The 12,326-nt window shown below is 73.7% G+C and carries 10 protein-coding genes; 5 read left to right on the forward strand and 5 right to left on the reverse strand.

Annotated elements, in window-relative coordinates:
• Nucleotides 1–422 (reverse strand): ABATE domain-containing protein (locus FOE67_RS05525; RefSeq protein WP_182661026.1); only part of this gene is annotated, 422 nt, incomplete at its 3' end.
• A gap of 125 nt (nt 423–547) precedes the next feature.
• Here FOE67_RS05525 and FOE67_RS05530 point away from each other — a divergent pair.
• The gene (locus FOE67_RS05530; protein ID WP_182661028.1) at nt 548–925 is read left to right on the forward strand and encodes a VOC family protein; all 378 of its coding nucleotides are present in this window, start codon (nt 548–550) and stop codon (nt 923–925) included.
• Nucleotides 926–1,053: 128 nt separating this feature from the next.
• Here FOE67_RS05530 and FOE67_RS05535 read toward each other — a convergent pair whose 3' ends face one another.
• The gene (locus FOE67_RS05535; protein ID WP_182661030.1) at nt 1,054–2,379 is read right to left on the reverse strand and encodes an LCP family protein; all 1,326 of its coding nucleotides are present in this window, start codon (nt 2,377–2,379) and stop codon (nt 1,054–1,056) included.
• Nucleotides 2,380–2,515: 136 nt separating this feature from the next.
• Between FOE67_RS05535 and FOE67_RS05540 the strand changes: the two genes are divergently transcribed.
• Entirely contained in the window at nt 2,516–3,109 is a 594-nt protein-coding gene (locus FOE67_RS05540; RefSeq protein ID WP_228473577.1) for an acyl-CoA thioesterase, read from the forward strand.
• A gap of 54 nt (nt 3,110–3,163) precedes the next feature.
• On the opposite strand, the gene FOE67_RS05545 is transcribed toward FOE67_RS05540, so the two are convergent.
• Nucleotides 3,164–4,087: a DNA-3-methyladenine glycosylase family protein gene (locus tag FOE67_RS05545; RefSeq protein WP_182661032.1), complete on the reverse strand. Its 924-nt coding sequence runs from the start codon at nt 4,085–4,087 to the stop codon at nt 3,164–3,166.
• A 117-nt stretch (nt 4,088–4,204) separates the two neighbouring features.
• A complete protein-coding gene (locus FOE67_RS05550) occupies nt 4,205–5,635 on the reverse strand; it encodes a peptidoglycan recognition protein family protein (protein ID WP_228473578.1) in 1,431 nt (476 codons plus the stop codon).
• A gap of 269 nt (nt 5,636–5,904) precedes the next feature.
• Between FOE67_RS05550 and FOE67_RS05555 the strand changes: the two genes are divergently transcribed.
• The 3 genes from FOE67_RS05555 (at nt 5,905) to FOE67_RS30255 (ending at nt 11,013) form a co-directional block, all read left to right on the forward strand.
• On the forward strand, nt 5,905–6,657 hold the full coding sequence (locus tag FOE67_RS05555) for a TIGR03089 family protein (RefSeq protein WP_182661034.1): 753 nt from the start codon (nt 5,905–5,907) through the stop codon (nt 6,655–6,657).
• A gap of 458 nt (nt 6,658–7,115) precedes the next feature.
• Nucleotides 7,116–8,903, forward strand: a complete 1,788-nt coding sequence (locus FOE67_RS05560; protein WP_182661039.1) for an LCP family protein — start codon at nt 7,116–7,118, stop codon at nt 8,901–8,903.
• A gap of 55 nt (nt 8,904–8,958) precedes the next feature.
• A complete protein-coding gene (locus tag FOE67_RS30255) occupies nt 8,959–11,013 on the forward strand; it encodes an LCP family protein (protein WP_323384297.1) in 2,055 nt (684 codons plus the stop codon).
• Between the two features lie 61 nt (nt 11,014–11,074).
• Here FOE67_RS30255 and FOE67_RS05570 read toward each other — a convergent pair whose 3' ends face one another.
• The gene (locus FOE67_RS05570) at nt 11,075–12,145 is read right to left on the reverse strand and encodes a glycosyltransferase family 2 protein (protein WP_438874187.1); all 1,071 of its coding nucleotides are present in this window, start codon (nt 12,143–12,145) and stop codon (nt 11,075–11,077) included.
• Nucleotides 12,146–12,326 lie beyond the last annotated feature (181 nt).

Raw genomic sequence — 12,326 nt, forward strand, 5'->3', positions numbered from 1 at the left:
CCCTCCGCGATGGCGGCGGCGACCCGCGCCGTGACGAAGGACACCCCCCGCGGGGCCCCCGCGGGCACCAGCGCGACGGCGCCCTCCGCGTCCACGCGCAGCAGCAGGGGGCCGGTGGCCAGCAGTCGGTTGAGTTCGGCCGTCGGATCGGGTGCGGGCCCGTTCGCTGCCCCGGCGGCGGCGTGGAGGGGGGTCTTTGTCGGGAGGTGACCGGCGTGCGCGAGCAGGACGGCGCGCAGGGCCTCCCGCAGCGGGAGGAGTTCGATGATCTCCGTCGGGGGCAGGCGCGGCAGGGAGTGGCGTGCCAGGAACTCCGTCGCGTCGGCGGCCGAGGAGAGGGCGTCCCGGCCCGACGCCAGGTCCAGGGTGTTCACCAGGTCCTGGACCAGGGCCAATCCGCCGGGGGCGATGTCCGCGCTCACGCGCTCCACGGTACCGGTTGCATCGTTACCCCTTGATGGGGATGATGGGGTAACTCGTTACCCCATGAGGTGGTTGAGGGGTAACGACGAGTTGTGAAGCGAACCAGGAGAGGGCGTGAGGTGTCGTGGCCATCGCGACGATGGGACCCACCGTGCTGGACTGTCCGGACCCCAAAGGGCTGGCCGACTTCTACGCGGCCGTTCTCGACGGCACCGTCGAGGGTGGACCGGGGGACGAGTGGGTCACGGTGAACATCCCGGACGGCGGGAAGCGCCTGGCGTTCCAGCGCTCGGAGGGGTACCGCCCGCCGGAGTGGCCCTCCACCGAGCACGGGCAGCAGCTCCACCTGGACCTCTACGTGCCACGGGACCGGATCGACGAGGCCGAGCGGCAGGTCATCGAACTCGGTGCCCGCGCCGTGCAGGGCGATGACGACGGGAAGCTGGACTTCCGCGTCTACCTCGACCCGGTCGGGCACCCCTTCTGCCTCTGCGTGAGCTGACCGACCGGCCCCGGCTCCCCGGAGCCCCCGACACGCCGCGAGGCGCGGTCCCACCCCTGCGGAAGGGGTGGGACCGCGCCTCGCGGTGTGTCGGGGGCGCGGCCCCGGTGGTCGGTCCGGCCGTCGGTTCAGTCGTCGGTGACGGTGATCGGCTGGTCCCGGCGCACCTGCTCGAAGAGCTGGGCGGCGCGCTCCTCGTCCCACAGCACCGCCGAGCCCTTGTCGGTGGAGAAACCGGGGTTGGCGACCGGCACGTTCATCTGCGTACCGCCCGAGCCCTGCACCCCGCGCAGCGCCAGGAACATCTGCGCCAGCCGGAAGGGCCCCATCGACTCGTCCACCACCAGCGAGTCCAGGCTGGCTCCCATCGTCGGGTAGAGGCGGAAGGGGTTGAGCAGGGTGGTCGGCGAGGCCACCTGGTCGCCCAGGGCGCCCAGGAACTTCTGCTGGTTCTTCGTCCGGCCCAGGTCGCCCATGGACTCCTGGTAGCGCTGCCGCACGAAGGCCAGGGACTCCGGACCGTTCAGCGTCTGGCAGCCCTCGGCGAAGTCCGCGCCGGAGTTCTTGTCCTGGATCGGGGCGTCGAAGCACATCTCCACGCCGCCCAGCGCGTCCACCACACCGGCGAAGCCGCCGAAGCCGATCTCCGCGTAGTGGTCGATGCGCAGCCCCGTGTTGTGCTCCACGGTGCGCACCAGCAGCTCCGGCCCCTCGATGGCGTAGGCCGCGTTCAACTTGTGCTGCTGCTCGGGAATCCGGTTGCCGGAGACGGAACCGGTGAACTCGGGAATGGTCACCCACGAGTCGCGCGGCAGGCTGATCAGCGAACTGCCGTGATCGCCCGAGTGCAGGATCATGATGGTGTCCGCCCGGGAGCCCTCGGAGTTGCCGGTGCGCATCTCCCGGCGCTCCTCCTCGCTCAGGCCCTCGCGACTGTCGGTCCCCACGATCAGGTACGTCGTGCCGCGCCCGCTCTCCGGCCGCTGCTCCACCGCCGCGAGGTCCACCTCGCGGCGCATCTTGGAGTCCGCCCAGAAGTAGGTCCCCACCCCGAGCACCAGCACCAGCAGGACCACGAGGATCAGGCCGCGCTTTATTCGCTGTCCCACGGCCGACCGCCCCCGGTACCCGTCGTTGTCGTCGTCGTACCCGTCGTACCCGTCGTACCCGCCGTACCCGCCGTACCCGTCCCGGCCCCCGTGGCCGCGGTCGTCGTACCGGTCGTCCCGGTACCCGGCCCGTCCGTACCGGTCGTCGTACCGGTCGCCCCCGTACCCGCCCCGGCCGTACCCGTCGTCGGCGTACCCGTCGTGGTCGCCGTACCCCCCGCGGCTCTGCCGCGGCACCGAGCCGCGCACGTGCGGCATCACCCGTGCCTGTTCCGGGTGGGGGGGACCGCCACGGCCCGCCCGCCCCCGGCCGTCGTCGGTCCACCCGTCGGGCCAGTTGTTCATGGCGGAAGTGTGCCCTCTCCCGGGTACGCGCGGACAGGGAGGGGGTCGAATGTGTCAGACCTGATGCACAACCAGGGGCGCACTCGGGGGAAGCCCGCCCCGAACGCGCCCCGGAGCGCGCATAGGCTTGGTGACCATGACCGATCCAGTCCCCGGCCCGCCGGTTCCCGGCGACGGCGTCGCACCCGACGCCCCGGCCGATCCCGTCCACCTGCCCGGCAAGCCCACCTCGGCCTCGCGCACCACGCTCAGCCACATCATGACCGCGAACGACACCAACCTCCTGGGCACGGTGCACGGCGGGGTCATCATGAAACTCGTCGACGACGCGGCGGGTGCCGTCGCCGGTCGGCACTCCGGGGGCCCGGCCGTCACCGCCTCGATGGACGAGATGGTCTTCCTGGAGCCCGTCCGGGTGGGCGACCTCGTGCACGTGAAGGCCCAGGTCAACTGGACCGGCCGCAGCTCCATGGAGGTCGGGGTGCGGGTCCTCGCCGAACGCTGGAACGAGTCCACCCCGCCCACCCGGGTGGGCACCGCCTACCTCGTCTTCGCCGCCGTCGACGGCGAGGGACGACCGCGCCCCGTTCCGCCGGTGATCCCGGAGACCGAGCGGGACCGGCGCCGGTACCAGGAGGCGCAGATCCGCCGCACCCACCGCCTCGCCCGTCGCCGGGCGATCCGCGAGCTGCGCGAGCGGCGGGCCGCCGAGGGGCTCGCCGACGACTGATCCGACGACCGCGCCGGTCCCGCGCCGGACCACCGGCGAGGCGGCCGCCCGGCCTCACAGCCGGGCGATGTCCCAGTGCCGACGACGCGGCTCCCGGCGCGGTGGACGCCGCCCCGCCAACCGGATCAACCGCGTCGCCCGGTACCGCTGGCCCGCGTAGGGCTCCAACAGGGCCAGCATCCGGGCGTCGTCGGCGTCCCGTTCGCCGGCCAGCGTCCACCCCACCTGCGAGGGCAGGTGCAGGTCGCCGACGGTCACCGCGTCGGGCTCGCCGTTGCTGCGCTGGAGCGTCTCGGCCGCCGTCCACGGCCCCACCCCCGGCACGGCGCACAGCCGCCGGATCGCGAGGTCCAGTGGCATGGATGCGGCCTCCTCCAACCTCGGGGCCAGCCGCACGGCCCGCAGGATCGTCGCCGAGCGCTTGGCGTCCACGCCGGCCCGGTGCCACTCCCAGGACGGGATCAGCGACCACGTCCGCCGATCGGGCATCACCCGCAACCCCTCCGGCACCACCCCCGCCGGGCCCGGCGCGGGCTCCCCGAACCGCAGCAGCAGTCGCCGCCAGGAGCGGAACGCCTCCTCGACGGTGACCTTCTGCTCCAGCACCGACGGGATCAGGGATTCCAGCACCAACCCGGTGCGGATCAACCGCACGTCCCGGTGGCGTCGCCAGACCTCGGCCACCGGGGGGTGGTGCGGGACGAAGTCGTCGGGACGGTCCCCGGCGCCGAGCAGGTCCGGCAGGCGGTGCACCTGCCACTCCGCCCCCGGGCCCCAGGCGCTCGCCACGACCCCGCCGGCCGGGCCCGGCTCCCGCCGCAGCCGCACGCTCACCGGTCCCTCGGGGGTGCGGGAGGCCCGCCACACGGTGCCGTCGCGCAGCGCCATCAGGGCGGGGTCGCGCGCGCCGCGCCCCATCACCTCCAGGCTGCGGCGCATGTCGTAGGGGCCGTCCGGCCGCCAGGTGCGTTCCGCCATGGCGGTTCAGGCTATACGGGGCCCCCGCGGGCGCGGCCCGGGGCGGTGCCCCGACCGCCGCCCCGCCGGCGAGGGGGCGGACGGAGCGGGCGGCGCCGTCCGGGTCGACGAAAGGAATCAGCGCCCCTGGAGCCGGGCGGCGGCCGCCCGGATGTCGGGGAGGCGGTCGTACAGCCGGGTGCCGGGACACTCGGTGGTGAAGGCGTCCCGGTGCCCGGAGACGTTCCGCAGGCGGACGACGGAACCCTTCGGCCGACTCCCGCCCTCGGAGACCCGCTCGCGCGAGCCCGCGGGGTCGATGCCGGACAGCCCGAGCTTCCAGGCCGCCAGCCGGGCGAGGGAGTCGATGACGGCGCGCGGCGCCCCGCTGTCGCCGTACGAGCCGATCACCGCGACGCCGGCGCTGTCGTGGTTGAACCCCAGGGTGTGGGCGCCGAGAACGGGGCGGTCCACGCCCCCGGCGCGGCCCTCGTAGAGCGTGCCGCAGCGGTCCACCAGGAAGTTGTACCCGAGGTCCCGCCATCCCTGACTGCCCACGTGGTAGCGGTACACGGCGCGGATCATCGCCGGCGCCTCGGCGCAGGTGTGGTCGTTGCCCTGGGCGGTGTGGTGGACGAAGAGCGTCTCGACCGGGCCCGTGTAGGCGTGCCCGGGCTCCCGCAGCGACTCGTCGGCGCCCCATCCCGCGCGGTCGACGACACGCGGCCGGGGCGCGGCGCCGACCGAAGGCGTCACGGAAGACGTGACCGGGGACGTGACCGGGGACGCGGCGGGGACCACGGCGGGCGTGCCGGCCGGAGGGCCGAGGGGGTCCGTCCCGGACGGTGCGGGGGACGTCCCGTCCCCCGCCTCCCCGTCGTCGGGCTCCTTCCCCGGCACCGGGGTCGCGTCCTCGGTGGTGCCCGGGGCGTCCGTGGTTCCCGTGGCGGGGGCGGCGGGGACCACGGACGCCCCGGGGACATCGGGAGTCCCTTCCCCGCCGGTGTCCCCCGGGGTCTTTGCGGCGACCTCCTCCGGCGTTCCCTCCGGGCCCTCGCCGGGATCCACCAGATGGAGGGCGAGCCCGTCGGGAAGTGCTCCGGCGTCCCCGGTCCCCCCGGAGGTCTCCGGCGCCACCCGCACCTCCACGCCGTCCGACGGCCCGACCCACAGCGGCGCCGTTCCGCCCCGGGACCCCTCCCCGGCCGGGGGGCCGTGGTCGGGGGAGGCGTCCAGCGGGTGCCACTCGGACCACTCGCCCGTGAGGGCCGACCGGGTCCGGGCCCGGGCCTCGCCGAGCAGCGGACGCGTCGGGTCGGGCCACACCAGGCCGAGCAGGGAGAAGGGCTCCGTACGGGGGGAGGAGAGTTCCACCGGGGGCGCGGGGGCCGTTCCCCCGGCCCGCGACCGGATCCCGTCCGGGAGGTCCCCGTCGGTGGGGAGGTCCAGGACCGTCGTGGCGCCGGTGCGGAGCGGGGGCGCGGCTCCGGACGACGCGGCGTCGGTCGTCCCCGCCACGACCGGGGTCGGTGTCCCGCCCGTTCCCACCGGGGTGAGGAGCATCGCCATCGCGCACCCCCCGCCCACGAGAACGGTCGGCAGGAACCGGCCGGGACCCGCGGGGCCTCCCCGGCCTGTTCCACGATCGGTTCCCCGGCCCGTTCCGCGACAAAACCCGCTGTAAAGGGATGAAAGGCGCATGATCATGATGATGTGCTCACCGGGCGTCGGGTGTCGAACCGAAAGATGACGGAAAGTGAGGAACGGCGCGGGGGAGGGGAGTCGACGCGTGTGCCGTCCCGCCCTCCCGGCGTCGCCGTCGGCGTACCCTGGCGCCGATGAACACCACCGATCGCACCCCCGCCGACCTGCTGCGTTCCGCGCTCGCCGGAGACGCCGGCCGTCCCCTCGTGACCTGGTACGACGACACCACCGGCGGACGCGTCGAACTCTCCGTCGCCACCCTCGCCAACTGGGTGGCGAAGACCGCCAACCTGCTGCGCGACGACCTCGGGGCGGAGCCCGGGGACCGTCTCGCCCTGCTGCTGCCCGCCCATTGGCAGACCGCCGCCTGGCTGCTCGCCTGTGCCTCCACCCGGGTGATCCCGGTGATCGGTGGCGATCCCGGCGACGCCGATCTGGTGGTGGCCGGCCCCGACCGTCTGGAGGAGGCCCGGGCGTGCCGCGGGGAGCGGGTGGCGCTGTCCCTGCGCCCGCTCGGCGCCCGGTTCCCCGAACCGCCGGAGGGCTTCCTCGACTACGCGGTGGCCGTTCCCGGCCAGGGCGACGTCTTCGTGCCGGACGAGGACCAGCAGCCCGGTGACGCGGCGTTGGTCGTCGACGGCATCGGCTGGACGGCCGGTCAGGTGGTGGAGGACGCGCGGGTCGAGGCCGCCGAGATGGGCGTCGGGCCCGGTGACCGGCTGCTCTCCCGCCTGGAGTGGAACCACCGGCGGGGGCTGTTCGCGGGGTTCTGGGCGCCGTTGGCGGTGGGTGCCTCCGTGGTGCTCTGCCGCCCCGGGGTGCCGATCGGTGACGAGGTGCTGGAGCGGCGCCGGGAGACCGAGCGGGTCACCCGGGTCGTGGAGTGAGTCCCCGGCACGGCCGGGGAGGAGGCCGGGGTCGGTCGGGAGAAGGGGTTCCCGACCGGCCCCGGCCCCGTTGTGCGGGGGGACGGGCGCGGGCGGGGCCGGCCGGGATCCGATCCCGATCCGAGGTCGATTCGCGTCCGGGGGTGTGGAACGGGCGGGGAGGGGAAGACGGTGATCGACTCCGTCCCTCCCGGCCGCCCCGGTGGACCCGGCGTGAACGCCGTGAAGCCCCGACGGGCCCGGTGAACGCGAGGATGCCGGTGGATGTCCCGGACGTTTCGAGTCGTCGCTTATCCCGCTAAAACCTCTCAAATTCTGCGAAAACGATAAACCTCGCACCACGGGATCGGTCCCCCGGATCGACGGTGGAATACGTCACCGCCCATGGCCCGACCGGAACCGGGAAGCTAATGTGAGCCGTCTTATTCCCCGTACACACACGAAGGGTGCAGGGATTCGTGGACACACAGGGGCGTGGGGGCGTCGACGGTCTCGATGACATCGACCCCGCGGATCAGTGGGTGTTCAACCCCGAGACGGGCGGCTACGAGCTGAACCTCTCAGGGGTGCCCACCTCCCGTGCCGCCGTGCCGGCCGTTCGGCCGAGGCCCCGTCCCGCGTCCGGGACGGCCTCCTCCACCAAGACCCTGCCGCCGCGCCCGCGTCGCTCGAGCGACGACGCCGGGGCCACGGGGCGGGGGGCCGGTACGCGCACCCGTGACCGTCGTCCGCCGGGTGCCGGTGGCCCGCCCCGTGGTCGGGGTACCGAGCGTCGCGCCGCCGCCGAGCGGCGACGGGCGAAAAAGGAACGCCGCCGGAAAATCCTCATCTGGGTCAGCGCCTGTCTGGCCATGCTCATGCTCATCGGGGCAGGCGTGGCCTGGTATGTGTACAAGCGGTTGAACGACAATCTCACCAAGGTCGAGGTGCCGTTCGACAATCCCGTCACCCGCGACGCCCCGGTGAACATCCTGTTCATCGGCACCGACGAGCGACTGGGGGCCGGGAACGACGGCTACGGCGACGCCGACAGCACCGGTCACGCCGACACCACCGTCCTGCTCCACGTGTCGCAGGACCGCACCCACGCCACCGCCCTCAGCATCCCCCGCGACCTGGTGGTGGACATCCCCGACTGCGAGACCGTGCAGTCCGACGGCAGCGTCCGCACCATCCCCGGCGCGCAGAGGGTGCGCTTCAACGAGAGCTACGGCGTCGACGGCCGCGACCCCGGCTGCACCTGGAAGACGGTGGAGCAGTTGGTCGGAGTGGAGATCAACCACTTCATGATGGCCGACTTCAACGCGGTCAAGGACCTCTCCACCGCCGTCGGCGGCGTGGAGGTCTGCCTGGCCAAGGACATCGACGACAAGAAGTCCCACCTGACCCTGCCCGCCGGGCGTCACGTGGTGGAGGGGGAGCAGGCACTGGCCTTCGTGCGGACCCGCTCCTCGGTCGGCTTCGGCAGCGACCTGAGCCGCATCGAACTCCAGCAGCAGTTCCTGGCCTCGATGGCCCGCTCGCTGACCTCCGGCGACACCCTGACCAACCCCACCAAGGTCTGGGCCCTCGCCGAGGCGGTCACCAACTCCCTGACCGTGGACGCCGCGATCGGCGACATCCAGTCGCTGGTCGCCCTGGCACAGGACCTCGCCGACGTCCCGGTGAAGGACATCAGCTTCGTGACCGTGCCGGTGATCGACAACCCGGACGAGGAGGTGGCGGCGACCGTCGTGCTCAACGAGGACAAGGCGCTGCCGCTGTTCCGGATGCTCCAGGAGGACCTCTCGCTGACCGAGGCCGAGGAGGCGGGGAAGGCGGCCGAGGACTCCCGGGAGGCCGTCGACGCGCGGGAGAAGGCAGAGCCGGTTCCGGCCGCGCAGGTCCGCGTGGACGTCTACAACGGCGGCACCCGGGTCGGCGCGGCCCAGGACACCCTGGTGTGGATGCAGAACACCCACGGCATGGTCCTGGCGACCAACGCCGGCAACGCGACCGCCCAACAGACCACCACCACCCTGGAGTATGGTCCTGATCAGGCCGGTCAGGCAGCCACCCTCGCGGAGTTGATGGGGCTGCCCGACAGTGCCCTGAAGGAGTCCTCCGCCGATGCCGGGGACAGCCCCATGACCCTGGTGCTCGGTGACGACTTCCGGGGGGCGGGCACACCGATCGAGGTCGAGGCGAAGAAGCCCGCCGACCTCGACAGCGTCACCGCGGACGACGAGGACGTCTGCGCCTCATGACGCCGCCCCCTCGGGCGGCCGATCGTTGACCAGCATTGAGCGGGGGAAAACACGCGTGCCCAGCGGCATATCCGAGGACGGCGAGGGTCCCCGGGTCAGAACGGCCGAGGAACTCGGTTGGGACGACAGCCTCTACGAGGAGAAGCGGCCGGCCTCCGTGCCGCGCCAGGGGGGACCGGAACCCGAACCGGAGCCGGTCCCCGCGAGACGGGGCCGAATACGCGGCCGGGGCACGGCGACCCCGGCGAAGCGGGCGGAGGCATCGGATGAGGGGGCCGGTTCGGCGGGAGAACCCGCCGAACCGGCCCCACCCGATGAACCCGCCGCTCCCGGGGGGAAGAAGACCCCGGGAGCGGCCGCAGAGGGGACGGCGGGGGACGGACACGGGAAAGCGGGCGATCGGGAAACCGGCGGGTCGGGGAGGTCCGCCGGTACCGGGAAGCGGGACCCGGCCGGCGCCGGGCCCCGCCGGGCCATCGGCGCCGGCGCCGCGGCGGCCGGCGGTCCCGCCCGCCGCCCGCGTCCGGCCGGGCCGCCCGGTCGCCGTCCCACCGGCGCCGGCAAGCGGCCCCGTCGCCCGCGCTGGGCCCGCGTCCTGATCGCCGGCTCCGCGACCATGGCCCTGCTCGTCGCCGCGCTGGGCGTGGCCGCCTGGCTGTACGTGCGCGAACTCAACGGCAACATCGACCGCCAGGACCTGCACCTGGGCGAGCATCGGCTCGAGAAGCCGCCGCCCAACGCCGACGGTCAAACCCCCCTGAACATCCTGCTGATCGGCTCCGACGCGCGGGACTCCGAGGAGAACCTGCGCCTGGGCGGCGCCCGCCACACCGCCGACGGCCCGCCGATCGCGGACGTCCAGATGCTGCTGCACGTCTCCGCCGACCGCAGCAACATGACGGTGATCAGCGTGCCCCGCGACACCCGGGTGACCATTCCGGCGTGCACCGACCCGGTGAGCGGCGAGCAGTACCCCACCGTCGAGTCGGACACCATCAACCACTCGCTCCAACGCGGGGGCCCCGGCTGCACCGTGGCCACCTGGGAGGAGCTGACCGGCATCCCGATCGACCACTTCATGATGGTGGACTTCGCGGGCGTGGTGTCGATGGCGGATGCGATCGGCGGGGTACCGGTGTGCGTGGACGCCAACGTCCACGACCCCAAGTCCGGTCTGCGGCTGCCTGCCGGGGAGAGTGTCATCCGGGGCGAGCAGGCCCTCCAGTGGCTGCGCACCCGGCACGGCTTCGAGAACGGCAGCGACATCGGCCGCACCCGCGGTCAGCACGTGTATCTCGCCTCCATGGTGCGGGAGTTGCAGGCGGGCGCCCGACTGACCGACCCCGGCAAGCTGAACGCGCTGGCCAACGCCGCCACCCGGGCCCTGACGGTCGATCGGGAGCTGGGCAGCGTGACCCGGCTCTACGAGCTGGGCGAGGACCTGCGGCGGGTCCCGACCGAGCGGATCAACATGATCACCATGCCGTGGATTCCCGACCCGATGAACCCCTCGGCACACGTGGTGCCCGAGCCGGGCGCGGCGGAGGAACTCTTCGCCCTGGTGCGGGAGGACGTGGCCCTGGACGACCGGGACGGCGACTCCGTCGTCGATCCGGGGGGCGCCGGGCGGGACGGGGCCGGTGCGGGCGGCACGCCCTCGGCGGAGCCGACCACCGCCCCGCGGGACACCGTCTCCCTCGCGGTGCGCAACGGAACCGGCTCGGTGACCATGCCCCCGGTCAACGGCCGGGCGGGGGAACTGGTCGAGGTGCTGCGCGGCCTGGGCTTCGTGCTGGCCGAGGTGGACGAGCGTCCGATCTCCCAGGCCGACACCACCCTCAGCTACCCCTCCGACGACCTGCGCGCGGACGCCCTGGCCATCGCGGAGGAGTTGGGGCTGCCCAAGCGCTCGGTGCGGATCTCCCCGAGCGCCGAGACGATCACCCTGGTGATCGGCACGGACTGGCGCGAGGGCGGGAGCTACCCGAAGCCGGTGGAGGACCCGGAGCGCCGGGGGGACGAGGAGCACAGGGAGTTGGACGACTCCAAGGCGTTGAGCGCGGACGACGACAGCGCCTGCATGACCGTCAACCCGGGGGCCGTGTGGTGACCCGGGCGCCGGGCCCGCCGGGTCGTCACCGGGCCCGGCGCCCGGACCCGGTGACGGCGGGTCAGCGGGCGGCGCGCACCCGCTCGGCCAGCTTCCGGGGGCTGGTCAGGAAGCCCCAGCCCCAGGACATGTGCATGGTGGTCAGCGCGACCGGGATCCGCACCCGGGCGCCGAACGGCAGGCCCCGGCCGGCGGGGACCGAGCCGGCGGTGACGGCGGCGAGGTAGCCGCCCGGCACCACGAGGGTCCAGGCGGCGGCACCGACCCCCAGCGCCGGGCCGACGGTGCCGGCCAGCAAACCGGCGGCGATCGCCACCACGGCGGTCGGCGGCGCGAGGTAGCGGAGGTTGATCGAGCCGGGGTGGTAGCGCGCCACCACCCGCCGCCAGCGCCCGTAGTCCCGGTACTGACGGGCCAGCGCGCGCACCGTGGGTCGGGGCCGGTAGGAGACCAGCAGCTCGGGGGAGAACCAGATCAGGCCGCCGTCCTTCCGGATGCGGTGGTTCAGTTCCCAGTCCTGCGCGCGGATGAACTCCTCGTTGTAGCCGCCCTGCCGCTCCAGCACCTCGCGCCGGAAGACCCCGAGGTAGACGGTCTCGGCGGGGCCGGCGGCGCCTCCGGTGTGGAAGGCGGCGTTGCCCACGCCGATCCGGGAGGTCATCGCGGCGGCGACGGCCCGCTCCCAGTCGTTCTCCCCCTCGGCGTGCATGATGCCGCCGACGTTGGCCGCGCCGGTCTCACCCAACAGCCGCACGGCGCGGGCGATGTAGTCCGGGGAGAGCATCCCGTGGCCGTCGACGCGGACCACCACGGGGTGGCGGGAGGCCTTGATGGCGGCGTTCAGCGCGGCGGGGGTGCGCCCGGTGGGGTTGGGAACGGTGACCACCCGGCAGCGCGGGTGGTCGGCGGTTTCGGCCACCAGGGCGGCGGCGATCTCGTCGGTGCGGTCGGTGGACGGCCCGAGGGCGATGACCACCTCCAGTTCGCCGGGGTACTCCTGGCGCAGGATGTGCTCGACGGACGCGCGCAGATGCCGCTCCTCGTTGAGCACCGGCATGATCACGGAGACCGGGGGGGTGTCGGCCGAGGCGGGTCCCGGTTCGGGGCGCTCGGGCGGATGGTTGCTGCTCACCGCCTCACGGTATCGCGGGCGGGCCCCCGTTCCTCCCCCGGACGGGTGAAGCCCGGCGGCACGTGCGGCAGGTCGGACGTATTGGGCATTTCATCTGATTAGCGTGTCGCAACCGGGTGTGCTCGGCCGGGTCCGGGACCGGACCCCGGCCGTGCCCGCTCCCCCCGGTGTCCCCCGGTCC

This window comes from Streptomyces calidiresistens (genome assembly GCF_014141525.1).
Lineage (GTDB): Bacteria > Actinomycetota > Actinomycetes > Streptomycetales > Streptomycetaceae > Streptomyces > Streptomyces calidiresistens.

Coding starts and splice junctions, on each gene's coding strand:
- FOE67_RS05535 (WP_182661030.1), bottom strand. CDS start 2,379: ATGAACAACTGGCCCGACGGGTGGACCGACGACGGCCGGGGGCGGGCG.
- FOE67_RS05540 (WP_228473577.1), top strand. CDS start 2,516: ATGACCGATCCAGTCCCCGGCCCGCCGGTTCCCGGCGACGGCGTCGCA.
- FOE67_RS05545 (WP_182661032.1), bottom strand. CDS start 4,087: ATGGCGGAACGCACCTGGCGGCCGGACGGCCCCTACGACATGCGCCGC.
- FOE67_RS05550 (WP_228473578.1), bottom strand. CDS start 5,635: ATGGCGATGCTCCTCACCCCGGTGGGAACGGGCGGGACACCGACCCCG.
- FOE67_RS05555 (WP_182661034.1), top strand. CDS start 5,905: ATGAACACCACCGATCGCACCCCCGCCGACCTGCTGCGTTCCGCGCTC.